The 15,930-nt window shown below is 71.5% G+C and carries 14 protein-coding genes, 3 pseudogenes and 1 riboswitch; of the genes and pseudogenes, 9 read left to right on the top strand and 8 right to left on the bottom strand.

Annotated elements, in window-relative coordinates; translation table 11 throughout:
* Positions 1–20 precede the first annotated feature (20 nt).
* Positions 21–662: a TetR/AcrR family transcriptional regulator gene (locus tag ACFXB5_RS06540; RefSeq protein WP_385203186.1), complete on the top strand. Its 642-nt coding sequence runs from the start codon at positions 21–23 to the stop codon at positions 660–662.
* 90 nt (positions 663–752) lie between these two features.
* On the opposite strand, the gene ACFXB5_RS06535 is transcribed toward ACFXB5_RS06540, so the two are convergent.
* The 3 genes from ACFXB5_RS06535 to ACFXB5_RS06525 all read right to left on the bottom strand — a co-directional run bounded on the left by ACFXB5_RS06535 (position 753) and on the right by ACFXB5_RS06525 (position 2,888).
* Positions 753–1,514, bottom strand: coding sequence for a CbtA family protein (locus ACFXB5_RS06535; RefSeq protein WP_385203183.1), 762 nt, complete (start codon positions 1,512–1,514; stop codon positions 753–755).
* 21 nt (positions 1,515–1,535) lie between these two features.
* Complete coding sequence (locus ACFXB5_RS06530) at positions 1,536–1,757, bottom strand: CbtB-domain containing protein (protein WP_201850408.1); 222 nt, start codon at positions 1,755–1,757, stop codon at positions 1,536–1,538.
* A gap of 41 nt (positions 1,758–1,798) precedes the next feature.
* Positions 1,799–1,950: riboswitch (cobalamin riboswitch) on the bottom strand.
* Between the two features lie 44 nt (positions 1,951–1,994).
* Positions 1,995–2,888, bottom strand: a complete 894-nt coding sequence (locus tag ACFXB5_RS06525) for a MurR/RpiR family transcriptional regulator (protein ID WP_385203180.1) — start codon at positions 2,886–2,888, stop codon at positions 1,995–1,997.
* Between the two features lie 99 nt (positions 2,889–2,987).
* On the opposite strand from ACFXB5_RS06525, the gene ACFXB5_RS06520 reads away from it, so the two are divergent.
* From ACFXB5_RS06520 to ACFXB5_RS06510, 3 genes are all read left to right on the top strand, one after another.
* Positions 2,988–3,875 carry a polysaccharide deacetylase gene (locus tag ACFXB5_RS06520; RefSeq protein WP_385203177.1) on the top strand — a complete coding sequence of 296 codons (888 nt, stop codon included), beginning with the start codon at positions 2,988–2,990 and terminating at the stop codon, positions 3,873–3,875.
* A 30-nt stretch (positions 3,876–3,905) separates the two neighbouring features.
* Entirely contained in the window at positions 3,906–4,841 is a 936-nt protein-coding gene (locus tag ACFXB5_RS06515) for a polysaccharide deacetylase (RefSeq protein ID WP_385203174.1), read from the top strand.
* Positions 4,842–4,920: 79 nt separating this feature from the next.
* Positions 4,921–5,847, top strand: a complete 927-nt coding sequence (locus ACFXB5_RS06510; protein WP_385203171.1) for a cobalamin-binding protein — start codon at positions 4,921–4,923, stop codon at positions 5,845–5,847.
* A gap of 83 nt (positions 5,848–5,930) precedes the next feature.
* On the opposite strand, the gene ACFXB5_RS06505 is transcribed toward ACFXB5_RS06510, so the two are convergent.
* Together ACFXB5_RS06505 and ACFXB5_RS06500 are read right to left on the bottom strand one after the other, a co-directional pair.
* A complete protein-coding gene (locus ACFXB5_RS06505) occupies positions 5,931–7,217 on the bottom strand; it encodes an alpha-L-fucosidase (RefSeq protein WP_385203168.1) in 1,287 nt (428 codons plus the stop codon).
* A 42-nt stretch (positions 7,218–7,259) separates the two neighbouring features.
* Entirely contained in the window at positions 7,260–8,015 is a 756-nt protein-coding gene (locus ACFXB5_RS06500; protein WP_385203165.1) for a carbohydrate ABC transporter permease, read from the bottom strand.
* Between ACFXB5_RS06500 and ACFXB5_RS06495 the strand changes: the two genes are divergently transcribed.
* The 5 genes and pseudogenes from ACFXB5_RS06495 (at position 8,014) to ACFXB5_RS06475 (ending at position 13,587) form a co-directional block, all read left to right on the top strand.
* Complete coding sequence (locus ACFXB5_RS06495; RefSeq protein ID WP_385203162.1) at positions 8,014–9,582, top strand: FGGY-family carbohydrate kinase; 1,569 nt, start codon at positions 8,014–8,016, stop codon at positions 9,580–9,582. The two genes, ACFXB5_RS06500 and ACFXB5_RS06495, sit on opposite strands and share 2 nt — an antisense overlap.
* A pseudogene (locus tag ACFXB5_RS06490) lies at positions 9,575–11,063 on the top strand (FGGY-family carbohydrate kinase). The gene ACFXB5_RS06495 and the pseudogene ACFXB5_RS06490 overlap by 8 nt, the downstream one beginning before the upstream one ends.
* Positions 11,060–11,674 carry a histidine phosphatase family protein gene (locus ACFXB5_RS06485; protein WP_385203159.1) on the top strand — a complete coding sequence of 205 codons (615 nt, stop codon included), beginning with the start codon at positions 11,060–11,062 and terminating at the stop codon, positions 11,672–11,674. The pseudogene ACFXB5_RS06490 and the gene ACFXB5_RS06485 overlap by 4 nt, the downstream one beginning before the upstream one ends.
* 22 nt (positions 11,675–11,696) lie before the next feature.
* Positions 11,697–12,746: a 2-hydroxyacid dehydrogenase gene (locus ACFXB5_RS06480; RefSeq protein WP_385203156.1), complete on the top strand. Its 1,050-nt coding sequence runs from the start codon at positions 11,697–11,699 to the stop codon at positions 12,744–12,746.
* A gap of 121 nt (positions 12,747–12,867) precedes the next feature.
* Positions 12,868–13,587, top strand: coding sequence for a GntR family transcriptional regulator (locus tag ACFXB5_RS06475; protein WP_385203153.1), 720 nt, complete (start codon positions 12,868–12,870; stop codon positions 13,585–13,587).
* Positions 13,588–13,641: 54 nt separating this feature from the next.
* Here the strand turns inward: ACFXB5_RS06475 and ACFXB5_RS06470 are convergent, their stop codons facing one another.
* From ACFXB5_RS06470 to ACFXB5_RS06460, 3 genes and pseudogenes are all read right to left on the bottom strand, one after another.
* Positions 13,642–14,577, bottom strand: a complete 936-nt coding sequence (locus ACFXB5_RS06470) for an ATP-binding cassette domain-containing protein (protein WP_385203151.1) — start codon at positions 14,575–14,577, stop codon at positions 13,642–13,644.
* Between the two features lie 67 nt (positions 14,578–14,644).
* A pseudogene (locus tag ACFXB5_RS06465) lies at positions 14,645–14,833 on the bottom strand (ATP-binding cassette domain-containing protein); the annotation flags it as partial.
* A 206-nt stretch (positions 14,834–15,039) separates the two neighbouring features.
* Positions 15,040–15,549: pseudogene (locus ACFXB5_RS06460) on the bottom strand (RNA-guided endonuclease InsQ/TnpB family protein); the annotation flags it as partial.
* Between the last annotated feature and the right edge of the window lie 381 nt (positions 15,550–15,930).

Genomic DNA, 15,930 nt, shown 5'->3' with positions numbered 1-15,930 from the left:
ACTCTGCTACGGTGGACGTCGTGGACGGCAAGCCAGGGCTACGGGAGCGGAAGAAGCAGCGGACCCACACCGCGATCTCCGAGGCGGCGATCACGCTCTTCCTCGAACACGGCTTCAACCAGGTCTCGGTGGCCCAGGTGGCCGAGGCGGCCGAGGTGTCCAAGCGCACGCTCTTCGCCTACTTCCCGGCGAAGGAAGACCTCGTGGTGCACCGTCTCGCCGACCACGAGACCGAAAGCGCCCGCGTCGTACGGGCCCGCCCGCCCCGCACCGCCCCGCTGACCGCGCTGCGCGAGCACTTCCTCAAGGGCCTGCGCGAACGGGACCCGATCACCGGGCTCAACGACCATCCCCAGATCGTCAAGCTCACCCGGATGATCCTCGACTCACCCTCGCTGGTCGCCCGGATGGCGCGGTTCAAGGACGGCGCCGAACGCGCGCTCGCGCAGGCGCTGCGGGAGACGGCGGACACCCCGGAACTCACCGCGCGGCTGGCCGCCGTCCAGATCGTCGCCGTCCAGTGGTCACTGGCACAGGACAACACCGCACGCGTGACGTACGGGGAACCGGCCGACGAGCGCTACGCGGGTGCGGTGGCCGACGCGGAGCACGCGTTCGCGCTGCTGGAGAACGGACTGCGGCACCTGTCCCCGCGGAAGTGACTCCAGGCGCCCCGCTCGGGTGCCCCGGGTGTCCTCACAACGCATGAGGGCCCCGGATCTCTCCGCGGGCCCTCGTGCGTCTCGGTGTGGTCAGTTCGGGGCGGCCGCCATCGCCCGGCTCTCTTCGGCCTTCGCCGGCTTGGGGTTCAGCATCCGCTCGGCGAGTTCGCCGAAGAGGAGACCGAAGCCACCCCACAGGATCACCTGCATGGCGAGGGCGGACAGCCGGAACCGCCACAGGACGGTGGCCGGGAAGTCCGCCGGGACCTCGTTGACGACGGGCAGGAAGGCGAACGCCACCCCGATGACGACGGCGAAGGCGGCCACCGCGGCGACGGTGGCGTACCAGCTGCCCAGCTTCGGGGCGAGCCGCTTGCCGAGGATGGTGGCGGCGATCGCGAGGAGCACGCTGAGCACCATCATCAGGAAATACAGGATCGTCCGCTTGCTGATGGTGTCGCCGTTGCCGACGGCGGGCGGGTTGGCCGGGTACTTCAGGAACGGCACGACATAGACCGCGAGCAGCGCGCAGCCGGACAGCAGCAGCGCGGTGGCCCTCGGGGTGAAGCGGCCGACGCGGCCGAGGGCGACGCAGTAGGCGAGGGCGGCGATGCCGCCGAACGCGATCCCGTAGATCAGCACACCGGTGGCCAGGCCCGCGGTGGACTGCAGACTACGGGAGACGATCTCGACCTCGTGCTCATGCGCGGGGGCGTGGGCCTCCTCGAAGCCGATCGCGCGGTCGACGCTCGGCTCACCGAGGAAATAGGCGGCGATCAGGGCGAGCACACCGGCACCAAGACCGGCGAGCATGCCCCGCACCAGCAGGTTTCTTACTGTTGCGGAATTCATGGGGGTGCGGCGTCCCTCGCGTCAGTGGCAGGGGAAGCCGAGCAGATGGCGGGCGTCATGCACCCACTCGTGGACGCCCTCGCCGGAGACGACCGCGGTGGCGCCCTGCTCGGCGCCGACGAAGTACAGCAGAACCAGCATCAGGATGCCGAAGAAGACGGCCCAGGGAGCTATCGCCTTCAGCGGCAGCGTGGCGGGGAGGGCGGGAGTGGTGGCTGTCGGCTGGGCGACATGCTGCGCCATGGCAGTGGCCTCCTACTAGGGAGTTCGCGTCCCATCTCGGTGGTGCACAGGACGATGGCTGCGGGTCTGACTCACGGAACGTCCCCTTCGGATACGTCTCGTTCACAGTGGCGCGACCGTGCCGGATTCCCACCGGCTTCCGTCAGACCATCGTCGATATCGCACCGACGGTACCGCGTGTCGGATGTCTGGCCAAGACCGCCCACCTGGTGAGACGCCGACAGGACGCGCACAACCTCACTCATCGCGGCCGTAATGGGGGCTGTTGGGCGGCAGGAAGTGGCCGCGCAGACGGGTCAGCAGTTCGGAGGTCTCCAGCGCGCGCTCGCCCAACTGGGAGGCCACGGCCAGGGCCAGGGCGTCGACCACGGCCAGTGAGCCGAGTGTCTCGCGGGTGGCCCCGGAGGCGGAGAGGGTAGCGAGGAGGGTGACGGCCACGCGGTCGCCGAGCGCGGGTCCGAGGGCGTCGGTGATCAGGACGACCGGGGCGCCCACCCCCTCGGCATGGTCGATGATGACCTCGATCTCCTTGAAGAGCCGGGCCGGGGCGAAGATCACCACGACGTCGTCCGCCGAGAGCGGCACCAGCGCGTCCGGCAGTCTGAAGCCCATGTCCGCCGTGTGACGGGCCTTGAGCCCCAGCCGGTTGAGCCTCAGCGCGAGGTACTCGGCGATGATGCCGGACGGCCCGGCGCCGAAGGCCATGACCTCCTTGGCGGGCAGAAGCCGCTCCACGGCCGCGGCGAAGGCGTCGGCGCGCAGGCTGCGCCGGGTCTCGTGGATGACCTCGGCGGCGTCCTCGAAGACCCGGTCCAGCAACTCCTCGGTGGATCCGGCCATGTGCTCGACGCGGCTGCGCAGCCGCGCGGAGGGCCGCATCAAGGTGGCGAGCGACCGGGCCACGGCGTGCTTGAGACCGGTGAAGCCGCTGTAGCCGAGGGCCTTGGCGGTGCGGACCACGGTGGCGTCGCTGGTGCCGGTGAGCGCGCCGAGTTCGCTGGCGGAGGAGAAGCCCACCTCCTGCGGATGCTCTCTGAGGAACGCCGCGACCTTCTGCTCGGCGGGAGCGAGCCGCGGCCAGGCGGCCGCCACCCGCTGCTGGAGCGGCGCACCCTCCGGGATCTCCGCCATTTCCATGGGCTGCCCTCTCTTGACGTGCGTGCGTAGCGCATCCTACTTTCCTCGCGTCGCATCCACGACAAGTTCGTAGCAGACACTACGGAGCGTTCCATGACCACTTCCGCTGCCCCGACGCCCGGTTACCGGCCCCGGCCGGGGGCCGTCGACCGCCCCCGATGGCCGGGCGGCGCCCGCTGTGCCGTGATGCTGAGCTTCGACGTGGACGGCCCGGCGCTGCTGGCCAACCTCGGCCACGCCCCCGACATCTGGCGCTCCCCCCGGCTGTTCTCGCTCGGCGCCTACGGCCCGCACCGGGGCACCCCCCGGATCCTGGACCTGCTGGCGGACTTCCGGATCCCCGCCACCTTCTTCGTCCCCGGCTGGACCGCCGAGAGCTGGCCCGAACTGCTGAAGACCATCGCGGACCGCGGCCATGAGCTGGGCCACCACGGCTATATGCACGAGCTGTACTACTCGAAGACCATCGCCGAGCAGCGCACGCTGATCGAGCGCAGCCAGGAGATCTTCCAGCGGGTGGCCGGCACCACGGCCGTGGGATTCCGCACCCCCTCCGGTGACTTCCGCGCCGACAGCCCCCAACTGCTGTGCGATCTCGGCTTCTCCTACTCCAGCTCCATGCGCGGCGACGACCGCCCGTACCGCTGGCGGATCGACGGGCGCGACACGGACCTCGTCGAGATCCCCGCGCAGTGGGAGCTGGACGACTTCCCCCAGTTCGCCTACAACGACGTCCCGGCGGAGCCGCGCGGCCAGGACCGGATCGCCGGCACCGAGCTCACCCTCGACAACTGGCGGCGGGAGTTCGACGGCTACTACCGCTACGGGCTGTGCTACGTCCTGATGATGCACCCGGAAGTCATGGGCAAGCCGAGCCGGGTGCTGCTGCTGCGCCGGCTGATCGAGCACATCCGCTCCCATGACGATGTGTGGTTCGCCACCGGAAGCCAGATCGCCCAGTGGTGGCGGACACGCCACTGAGACGCGGGGACGAGACGGAAGGAGAACGCGGTGAGGAGCGAGCAGGCGCGGCCCCGGCTGGAGGAGAACCCGCCCTGGCCGGACGGCGCCCGGTGCGCGGTCGTGGTGACGGTGAACCTCGACGCGGAGCTGTTCTGGCTGCGGCTGGACGAGTCCTGCCACGAGCGGCCCAAGACCCTGTCCATGGGCGAGTACGGCCCGAAGCGCGGCGCTCCCCGGATGCTCGACGCCCTCGAGGCGGCCGAAGTGCGCGCCAGCTGGATGATCCCGGCGACGGTGGCCGAGCGCTATCCCGGGACGGTACGGGACGTGGCCGCCCGCGGCCATGAGATCGCCTCCCGCGGCGACGGTCTGGAGGACTACGCGACCCTCGACGCCGAGGGGCAGCGCCGCGCCATCGAGCGTTCCGCGCGGGTGCTGGAGGACATCTCCGGGCGGCGGCCCACCGGCTTCCGGCCGCCCTCCGCTGAGATCGGCGACGACACCGCCGGTGTGCTGGGCGAACTGGGCTTCACCTGGACCTCCCTGGCCCGGGGCGACGACCGGCCGACCCTGCTGCACCCGGCCACCGGCCCCGGCGCCGCCCCGCTGGTGGACGTTCCGGCCCACTGGGAGCTCAATGACTTCCCCCGCTTCATGTTCAACTACGGACCGGCCTACCCCGCCGGTCAGGTCCGGATCGCCGGATACGGGCAGACCCTGGACGACTGGTGCGCCGAGTTCGACGCGTACCACAGCTACGGGCTGTGCTGTGTGATCACCCTGGAGCCGTCCTGCATCGGCAAACCGGGCCGGATCGGGGTGCTGGAGGAGCTCCTGGCGTATATGCGGCGGCGCCGGGACGTGTGGTTCGCCACCGGCGCCGAAGTGGCGCGGTGGTGGCGCTCCCTGGACCGCCCCAACGACCCCGGGTCCTCGGAGGAGGTACGTCACCGCACCGACCCACGGCGCGCCACGGCCATCTGACGGCGCCACACCACCGGCGCGCCGCCGACCGCGCGCCGCCTGTCACCGATGCCCCGGACCACCCGCCTACAGTCGCGGTATGCGCATCGTCTCCCTGCTGCCCGCCGCGACCGACATCGTCGCCGACCTCGGGCTCGCCGAGCATCTGGCCGGACGGACCCACGAATGCGACTGGCCGCCGGAAGCGGTGGCGGACCTCCCCGTGGTGACCGCCACCGGCCTCGACCAGGACGCCCTCACCAGCCGGGAGATCTCCGACGCGGTCGGCGGCGCGACACACTCCGGGTCGTCGCTCTACACCCTCGACACCGAGGCGCTGGCGGCCCTGCGCCCCGATGTGGTGCTCACCCAGGACCTGTGCGAGGTGTGCGCCGTGTCGTACCGGAAGGTCAGCCGGGCCGTCCGGCTGCTGGACGCCGGCACCCGCGTCCTCAGCCTGGAGCCGCACACGCTCGACGACGTACTGGACTGCCTGGTGACGGTGGGCGAGCTGCTCGGCGTGCGCGAGCGCGCCGAGCGGCGCCGGGCCCATCTGCGCGACCGCCTCGAACGGATCCGTCAGGCGGTGGCGGGCCGGGCCCGGCCCCGGGTCGTGGCGATCGAATGGCTCGACCCACTGTGGCCCGCCGGACACTGGGTCCCCGACCAGATCGCCACCGCCGGAGGCGAACCGCTGCTCGCCGCGTCCGGTCAGCACACCAGCCCGATGACCTGGGAGGCGGTGCGCGCCGCCCGGCCGGAGGTGGTGCTGGTCCTGCCGTGCGGCTTCCCGCCCGAGCGCACCCTGCGGGAGACGGACCTGCTCACCCGTCTGCCGGGCTGGACGGACCTGCCCGCCGTACGGGCCGGGAGGGTCTGGGTGCTGGATGGTCCGGCCTACTTCAACCGCCCCGGCCCGCGCGTGGTGCGCGGAGCCGAGGTGCTGGCCCACGTCCTGCACGGGGTACGGGCCGGGGACGAGGTGACGGCGGCCGAGGCGCTCCCGTTCCCGGCCCGGTCGTCATGACCGGTGCCCCGGACACCACGTCATGACGCGCGGGCCGCTTCTGAGCTCACCGGAGGTGAGGGGGTCCGCCCCCCGATCGAGTGTCAGATGTCCTGGCGCAGGAACAGTTCCACGACCGGGACCGCCACCTCGGGGCGGACGACGGGCAGGGTCAGGGTCAGGGTGCCGGGCGGCTGGCCACCGAGGCCGGTGTTCTGCGCCTTGACCGACGGGTCGATCTCGCGGTACTTGATCTCGGACGCGTCGTGCAGGAGCTGCGCGTACTCGACCTTGCCCGCCAGATCCGGCAGGTGGACATGGCCGAAGGGCCAGGTGAAGAGGTGCAGATAGAGGCGGTTGCCGCGCTGGGTGTAGCGGGTGTCGACCGGGGCGCGGTGTGGGGAGGGGCCGGCGCCGTGGATGGAGCGCTGGTGGCGGGACATCCACGCACCGATCCCCTCCAGCGTGGCGAGGGCGGTGGCGTCGAAGTCACCGCGTCCGGTCGGGCCGACGTTCAGCAGCATGTTGCCGTTCTTCGCGACGCCGTCGACGAGCATCCGGACCAGCAGGTCGACCGGTTTCACATTGAGGTTGTCGCGGTCGTAGCCCCAGCTGCCGTTGAGGGTCTGACACGCCTCCCACACCACCGGCTCCCCGCCGACCTCCATGGGCCTGTCGGGCTGGTACTGCTCGGGTGTGACGAGGTCGCCGGGGATGGCGAGCCGGTCGTTGACGATGATCTCGGGCTGCAGCCTGCGGGTGAGCGCGAGGAGTTCCTCCGAGCCCCACTCCTCCTTGCCCTTGCCGTTCCACACGTCGTGGTGGTCGTCGTCCTTGTACGAGAAGTCGTAGAAGAGGTAGTCGATGGTGCCGTAGTCGGTCAGCAGCTCCTCGACCTGCCCGTGCAGATAGGCGCGGTAACGGGCCATGTCACGGCCCTCGTTGAGCCGCTTGATCTCCTCCGGCGGGTCGTCACGGCGCGGGTGGAGGCCGTCGACGACGAAGTCCGGGTGGTGCCAGTCGATGAGCGAGTGGTAAAAGCCCACGCGCAGTCCCTCGGCGCGCACGGCCTCGACGAACTCGGCGACGAGGTCCTTGCCGATCGGGGTGTTCATCGAGGTGTAGTCGGTGAGCTTGGAGTCCCACAGGCAGAAGCCGTCGTGGTGCTTGGTGGTGAGCACCATGTACTTCATTCCGGCGCGCTTGGCGGACCGCGCCCACTCGCGGGGGTCGAAGAGGTCCGGTTCGAAGTGGCGGAAGTAGCGGTCGTAGTCCTCGTCCGTGATGCGTTCGCGGTTCTTCACCCACTCGTGGCGGGCGGGCAGGGCGTACAGGCCCCAGTGGATGAACATGCCGAAGCGGTCTTCGGTGAACCAGGCGGGGATGGCCATCGAGAGGGATTCCTTTCCCGGAGAAGAGAAGGCGCACAGGGGTCAGCGGCCGCCCAGGCCGCTGGTGACGATGCCGCGCACGAGGTGCTTCTGGAGGAGGACGAGGATGATCACGGTCGGCAGCATCGATATCACCGAGGCCGCCATGACGAGGCTCCACTCATTGCCCTGCTGTCCGAAGAACGCCTGGAGGCCGAGCGGGATGGTGGCCCGCGCGTTGACATCGTCGACGATCACGAGGGGCCACAGGAAGGAGTTCCAGTAGCTGATGAAGGTGAAGACGGCGAGCACGGCGAGGGTGGGCCGGGCCAGGGGCACCATCACGCTGAGGAAGGTGCGCACGGTCCCGGCGCCGTCGACCCGGGCCGCGTCGTCCAGCTCCTGGGGAACGGTCAGGAAGAACTGGCGCAGCAGGAACGCGCCGAGCGCGGTGAACGCCCACGGGATGATGAGCGCCTGGAAGGTGTCCACCCATCCGAGGTTCTGCATCATCATGTACATCGGGATGACGAGGACGTCCTGCGGGATCATCAGGGTCGCGAGGAACAGCAGGAACACCACGTTCCGGCCGCGCCAGCGCAGCCGGGAGAAGGCGTATCCGCTGAGTGCCGCGACGGTCACGTTGATGGCGGTGCCGACGGCGGCGACGAGGACACCGTTGAGGATGAAGCGGGCGAACGGCAGATAGCTGAAGACGTCGGTGTAGTTCTGCCACCGGAGCGCGGAGCCCCAGAGGGTCGGCGGGGTGGTGAAGGTCTCCGACTCGGGCTTGAGGCTCGTGGGAGGTATTTCGGTCATGACGGTTCTCACTGTCGACGTCGGCACGTCGGTCATCAAGTCCGTCGTGTTCGACACCGAGGGAAGGGAAGTGGCGGTCTCCCGCATCGGTACGGAGGTGCTGCGACCGCACCCCGGGTGGGCCGAGCAGGACATGGACGCCGTGTGGCGCGGGGTCGCCGCCACCGTGCGCGGCGCCCTGGCCCAGCTGGGACCCGGGCACGACGCGGTGCGGCTGGTCGCGTTCACGGCCCAGGGGGACGGCTGCTGGCTGGTCGACGGCGACGGCCGCCCCACCGGCCCGGCGATCCTCTGGTCCGACGGGCGCGCCGGTGATCTGCTCGCGCGCTGGCAGGCCGATGGCGTCCTGGCCGAGGCGTACCGCCGCAACGGCTCCCTCACCTGCGCGGGTATGCCGAACGCGGTGCTCACCTGGCTCGCCGAGCACGACCCGGCGCGCCTGGAGCGCTCGCACACCGCGCTGACCGCGGCGGGCTGGCTGTTCCTGAAGCTCACCGGTGTCACGGCGATCGACGCCTCCGACGCGTCGGCGCCCTTCCTCGACCACGCCACGGGCGCGTACGACCCGGCGATCGTGGACCTGTTCGGCCTGACGTGGGCCCGTCGGCTGCTGCCGCGCGTCCTCGGACACGACGAGTGCGTCGCCGAGCTCACCCACCGGGCGGCGGACGAACTGGGCCTCCCCACCAGCCTTCCCGTCGTGATGGCCCCCTACGACATCGCCGCCACCGCCCGCGGCGCCGGGGTCGTCGACCCCGGACAGGCGTGTGCCATCCTCGGCACCACCCTGTGCACCGAGGTGGTGCGCCGAGGCGTGGACACCTCGGGCGAGCCGTGCGGCATCACCATCGCCTTCGGCCGCCACGACCGCCTGTTGCGCGCCCTTCCCACCCTGTCGGGCACCGAGGTGCTGGACTGGGCGTGCCGGACGCTGGCCATCGAGAGCCCCGCCGCGCTCGGCGACCTCGCCGCCGCGTCCGAACCCGGCGCCGCCGGGCTGGGTTTCCTCCCCTATCTCTCACCCGCCGGGGAGCGTGCGCCGTTTCTCGACGGACGGGCCCGCGGCACCTTCTGGGGCCTGTCGCTGGACCACACCCGCGCCGACCTGGCCCGTGCGGTCTTCGAGGGGCTGTCCCTCGTCGTACGGGACTGCCTGCGCTCCTCCGGAACCGAGGTGTACGAACTGCGGCTGTGCGGCGGAGGCGCGGGCAGCGACCGCTGGTGTCAGCTCATCGCCGATGCCACCGGCGTCCCGACGGCGCGCGGCACCGACACCGAGCTGGGCGCGAAGGGCGCCTTCCTCACCGGTCTGGTGCTCACCGGCGCCGAGCGGAGCATGGAGGAGGCCGCCGCCAAGTACGTCCGTATGGCCGCCAGTTGGGCGCCTGACCCGGACCGGGCCGCGCTCTACGACGAGCTGTCCGCGGCACACCTGGCCTGGCGGGACGCGGCCCGGTCCCTGGGCTGGTCGCCGTCCCAGGGACCTGGCCCGTCGCCGGCCCGACCGCCCATGGACACCCCCGCTCAGCGCCCCCACGGCCCCCATCCGGAAACCTCGCATGTCTGACGCCCTCTCCCCCGACGCCGTCCATCTCGGTCTGGACCTCGGTACGCAGAGCGTGCGCGCGGTCGCCGTGGACGGCACCGGGAAGCTGCTCGCCGCGGCCTCCCGCCCCCTGACCGGCCACCGTGCCGGCGTACGCCACGAACAGGACCCCGAGCAGTGGTGGTCCGCCGCCGGTGCCGCCTGCCGCGAGGCCCTCAGCGGCATCGACGACGGGCGGGTGCGGGGTGTGGCGGTGGACGCCACCTCCGGGACCGTCCTCCTCGCCGACCCGTCCGGAACGCCCCTCACCCCGGCCCTGATGTACGACGACGGGCGCGCCGCGGTCCACGCCGACCGCGTCAACACCGTCGGCGCCGCCGTCTGGGAGAGGCTCGGCTACCGCACCATGCAGCCGTCCTGGGCCCTGCCCAAACTCCTGTGGCTGCTCCAGCACACCGATGTCCCGCCGGGGGCCCGGCTGTTGCACCAGGCCGACCTGATCACCTGGCGGCTGGCCGGACAACAGACCCCCGGCGACGCCAGCCACGCCCTGAAGACCGGCTACGACCTGCTCGCCGACCGCTGGCCCGCCGAGGAGCTGGCCGCCCTCGGCGTCCCCGATGGCCTGCTGCCGGAGGTCGTACGGCCCGGCACGGTGATCGGCACGGTCTGCGCGCGGGCCGCCGCCGTCACCGGGATCCCCGCCGGCACACCCATGGTCGCGGGGATGACCGACGGTTGCGCGGCCCAGATCGGGGCGGGCGCGCTCGGCCCGGGGGGCCTGGAACTCGGTGCTGGGCACCACCCTGGTCCTCAAGGGCGCCAGTCCCCGTCCGGTGCACGACCCCGCCGGGGTGGTCTACTGCCACCGCGGGCCCGGTGGCGGCTGGCTGCCCGGCGGTGCCTCCAGCAGCGGTGCGGGCGTGCTGTCCCGCCGCTTCCCCGGGGCCGACCTCGACGCCCTCACCGAAGCGGCCGCCGCGACCGGTTCCACCGCGGTCGTCTACCCGCTCGTCGGCGAGCGGGGCGAGCGCTTTCCGTTCCGCGCGCCCGACGCGCGCCCCTTCGTCCTGGGCGAACCCTCCGGCGCGGCCGAGGAGTTCCATGCCTGTCTGCTCGGCGTGGCCTGTGTGGAGCGGCTCTGCCTCGACCACCTGGATCACATCGGCGCTCCCGTGGCCGGCCCGCTGAGCCTGACCGGCGGCGGCGCCCGCAACCGCTACTGGTCGCGGCTGCGCGCCGACCTCCTCGGCCGGAGCGTGACCCTGCCCGAGCAGGCCGAGAGCGCCGTCGGCATGGCGGTGCTCGCCGCCACCGCCTCGGGCGTCACGCTGGAGCGGGCCGCCGCCTCCATGGTGCGCGACGGAGTCGGACTGCATCCCGATCCCGCCCGCACCGCACGGCTGCTCCCCGTCTACCTCGGCTTCGTCGACGAACTGGTCCGCCGGGGCTGGCTGGAGCCGGAGGTGGCCGCCCACGCCCACAGAAAGGCCGACCAGTGACCGACTTCGTCCTCGTACGGCACGGGGAGACCGTGTGGCACGCGGAGAACCGCTACGCCGGACGCACCGATGTGCCACTGACCGAACACGGGCACAAGCAGGCCGCCGAGCTCGGCGCCTGGGCCACCGGACAGCGGCTGGACGCGGTGCTCAGCTCACCGCTGTCCCGCGCCCGGCTCACCGCCGAGCCCGCCGCAGCGGCGCTCGGCCTCACCCCGCGCGTCGACGAGCGGCTGTACGAGGTGGACTTCGGGCGCGGCGAGGGGCTGACCCGGGCGGAGATGCGGGAGCGGTTCCCGGCGGAGTTGGACGCGTTCCTGGCCGATCCGGTCGCCCACCACCTGCCCGGCGGTGAGGACCCGGCCGTGGCCGCCGACCGCGCGATCGCCTGTCTGACGGACATCGCCCATGAGGTGCCCGAGGGACGGGCCCTGGTCGTCGCCCACTCCACCCTCGTCCGCCTGGTCCTGTGCCAGTTGCTCGGCATTCCGCTCGCCCGCTACCGCCAGGTGTTTCCCCGGCTGGAGAACGGCGCCCTGACCGAACTGCGCCTACGGGCCGGCCGGGCATCGCTGCTGCGGCTCAACGCCCCGGCCCTGACCACCGACTGACCCCTTCCTCCGGAGTGCCACCGTGCCCACCACCGTCCTCGCCGCCGGCGACCACTTCGTGCTGCCCCGACTGCTCACCGAGGAGCTGCGGAACGCCGTCCCCGGCCACGGCGCACTCGACATCCGCGAGCTGCGGCTGCCCTGGCCGCACACGCCGTTCGGCAAGGTGGCCGAGGTCGACGAGGCGTCCGGCACCGAAGCGGAGCTCATCGAGGCGCTGCGCGGGCGGCGGATCTGTGTGACACAGATGGCCCCGCTCACCGAACGCGTCCTGCGGGCCTGCCCCGACCTCGAGCTGTTCTGCGTCAGCCGCGGCGGACCGGTCAACGCCAACCTGGAAGCGGCCACCCGCCACGGTGTGGCCGTGTGCTACGCGCCCGGCCGCAACGCCGTGGCCACCGCCGAACACACCCTCGCCCTCATCCTCGCCGCCGCCCGCGGTGTCGGCGATGTCCACACCGACCTCAAGCGGGGCACCTGGCGGGGCGACTACTACGACTACGACAACTGCGGCATCGAGATCGACGGCTCGACCGTCGGACTGGTGGGCTTCGGTGCCATCGGCTCCCGTGTCGCACGGGCCCTGGCCGCCTTGGGCGCCACCGTCCTCGTCCACGACCCTTATGTGCGGCCCGACGCGGTGGCGGGCGTGGCCCGGCTGGTCTCCCTGGAGGAACTCCTCACCCGCTCCCGGATCGTCTCCCTCCACGCCCGGGTGACGGACGAGACCCGCGGGATGATCGGCCACGACCGGATCGCGTCCATGCCACGCGGAGCGGTGCTGGTCAACTGCGCCCGGGGCGCGCTGGTCGACTACGACGCGGTGTGCGACGCCCTGGACACCGGACACCTGGGCGGCGCGGGATTCGACGTCTACCCCACCGAACCCGTCCCGGCCGAGTCCCGGCTGCTGACCACACCCGGCATCGTCCTGACGCCCCACATCGCCGGTGCCAGCCGCGAGGTCGCCCACAAGGCCGCCCGGATCGTGGCGGCGGAGGTGGCCCGCTTCCTGCGCGGCGGACCGCTCGCCCACTGCGCCAACCCCCAGGCGCTGCCCCCGCACCGGTGACGCCACTCGCCGATCAGGGCCCGCGATGGCCGGGCCCGGTTCGGCTCGCCCCTGAACGGCGTCCCTCACCTGGGTAAACTGTTGCTGCCGCGATACGCCCCGATCAGCAGCAGGAGGCCGGATGCCGCCGCAGAACACCTCCGCGACCGGGGCATCGCGGGAAGGACAGGGACGGGATGTGCCGCCCGCCCGTCAGGCGCTCTCGGACAGCGTCTACGAGAACATCAAGGCCATGGTCATGGACCATGAGATCACCCCCGGCGCACGCGTCAGCATCGAGGCCCTGTCCCGCTCCCTCAGCGTCTCCCCGACCCCCATCCGGGAGGCGCTGGCCAGGCTGGAGGCGGACGGTCTGGTGGTGAAGAGACCGCTGTCGGGGTACCGCACCACCGAGCTGCTGACCCGGCAGGGGCTCGAGGAGCTCTTCGAGATGCGGCAGCTGCTGGAGCCGAGGGCGGCCGCCCTCGCCGCGGTCAACGCCAGTGAGGACCAGCTCGACGCCATCGAGCGGATCGCGGAGGAGATGCACACCCACCCGGGGACCGCCGCCGGGCGCTACGCGGCCTACCGCGGCTTCGCCGCCCTTGACCAGCGCCTCCACGACGCGATCGTCCGGGCGTCCGGCCGGCCGCTGCTCGCGGACGCGGTGGAACGGCTCCACTCCCATCTGCATATCTTCCGGCTGAGCAGCCAGCTCGGCGCCGATGACCCGACCCTCGCGGAGCACCAGCGCATGGTCCACGCGATATTGCGCCGCAATGCCGACCGCGCGGCCGAGGCGATGGCGAAGCACCTCGTCCGCAGCCTCGGGCGTCAGCTCAGCCGGGACGAGGAGTCCTGACCTGGCCCGTGCCATGTGGGTCAGGGCCCCGCGCCATGACCCGCGCCAGGTGCGTTACGCCTCCACCGCCCGTGGGCGCACCGCCGAGGTGGCGCGGTCGTGGATGATGCGGATGATCCGGCCGCTCATCCGCTCGTAGTTGCGGTCGTTGTCGACCTCACCGCGGATCCGGTGGTCGGCCATCACCACCACCCGGTCCGCGAGCGTGATCATCTCCGCGAGGTCGCTGCTGATCAGCAGAATGGGCAGGCCATCGCGGGCCAGCTCCCAGATGAGTTCGTGGAAGGCGTGCTTGGTGCGCACATCGACACCCACGGTCGGCTCGTCCACGATGAGCAGCCGGGTGTCGGCCGCCAGCCATTTCGCCAGGCTCACCTTCTGCTGGTTGCCACCGGACAGCTCTCCGGCGTTCTGGCCGAGCCCGGCGATGCGAATGCCGAGACGTTCGACGAGGTCGTGCGCCACGTCCCGCTCCTCGCGCGCGGAGACGAATCCGAACGCCTTCGCCAGCCTCTTCCACACCGTCACCGTGATGTTCCGGGCGATGGGCTGCTCCAGGAAGACCCCTTCCTCCTTGCGGTTCTCGGTGAGATAGCCGATGCCGAAGCAGTGCAGCGCCTGCCGGGGAGAGGTGATGCGCACCGGTTCGCCGTGCACCCGGATCTCGCCGCCGGTGACGCGGTCGAGGCCGAGCACGGCCTTGACCAGTTCGCTGCGGCCCGCGCCGACCAGCCCGTACAGCCCGACGATCTCGCCGGGCCGGACGTCCAGGCCAATGTCCCGGTGGTCGGCGGCGGTGGACACTCCGTCGAACGAGAGCACCGGCGCCGCGGTGGTGTCCACCTCCCGGGGACGCATCTCGGCCGCCGCGTGGGCACGGCCCACCATGAGACCGACCACGTCGTCCTGCGTGTGCTCGGCGAGCGGCGCGGATTCGAGCACGGAGGCGCCGTCGCGCAGCACGGTGACGGTGTCGCAGATGGCGAACACCTCCTCCATTGTGGCTGACGAAGACGACACACGTCCCCCGGGCCTTCAGCCGCCGCACGACCTCGAAGAGGCGCTCCGCCTCGCGCGGGGAGAGGGAAGCGGTCGGCTCGTCGAGGAGCAGCACCCGGCTCTCGGTGTACAGGGCCTTGGCGATCTCCGCCAACTGCTGCTGTGCCACGGACAGTTCACGGACCGGCCGGTCCGGGTCGAGGTCCAGGCCCAGCTCCCCGAGGCACCGCAGCGCGGGGTCGGTCATCGCCGCGCGGTCGATGACCGACCCTGGTGTGAGGGAGGGCTCTGCAGCGTGATGTTCTCGGCCACCGAGAAGCCGGGAATCAGATTGCGCTCCTGGTGCACCACCGAGCAGCGCGTGGACGGACCCGGCGGTGAGGCGCAGTCCGACGCCGTCGAGCCGAGGAACGAGGGCAGCTTGACTTCCCCCCTCCTGAAGGAGGGGGGTTATCACGTCTCGCGCTGTGAGGTTTTCTGCTTCGCCGCCGACGGCCCGCCCGGAGTGCTCCGTTGAGGTCTTACACCGGCTCCACAGACTGTCACCGCCAGTCCGGCGGCCAGAAGGTTGCGTGCGGCATTCACGTCCCGGTCATGGGCCGCGCCGCAGTCGCATGTCCAGGTGCGGACATGCAGCGGCATCTTCTCCCGCAGAGTGCGGCAGGCGGAGCACAGCCTGGAGGAGGGGAAGAAGCGGTCGACCGCGACCACGTCCCACCCGTACCACTGGGCTTTGCACTCCAGCATGTCCCGGAAGTCCGACCACGCGGCATCGCTGATGGCGCGGGCCAGACTCCGGTTCTTGACCATGTTCCGTACGGTCAGGTCCTCGATCACGAGCGTTTGGTTTTCGCGCACGAGTCGAGTGGCCTCACGTCCCCGAGCCGGTAGGTCTTCTTCGCCTGGGCGCCGGCGGTCTTCCACGGCTGGAAGTAGGGGTGGGCGCCGCCGGGGACGAGCGCGACCTTGGTGGCGGATCCATCCGCGAGCACGGCCGAGCCGCCGCCCGCCCGCGCGGACGCGGGGGCCTGCCCGCCCGTCGGCTCGCCCGAGTTCTTGAGCGTGCAGGCTGTCGAACCCGTGGCCAGCAACGCCACGGTGACAACTCCCGACAGAAGAGATCTGGTCCGGAGACGCACCTCCTCACCCCCATTGAACCAAATAGGAAATTGATGCCGCGATGGTGTGCCAGTCGAGCCGTCCCGTCAAGACTCTCGACAAAACCCCCTGCAAGACGCCCGGCAGACGCGTGATAAGCCGCCCCCCGGGGGGCGGGGGCGGCGCGAGCCGCCGACATTTCTATAGGTAATAGGGGGGGGGGGGGGGGGGGGGTCCCGGGGTCGC

Origin of the sequence: Streptomyces sp. NPDC059455 (assembly GCF_042750115.1) — a bacterium.
Classification (GTDB): domain Bacteria; phylum Actinomycetota; class Actinomycetes; order Streptomycetales; family Streptomycetaceae; genus Streptomyces; species Streptomyces endocoffeicus.
This window is presented reverse-complemented; position numbering and strand designations above follow the sequence as displayed.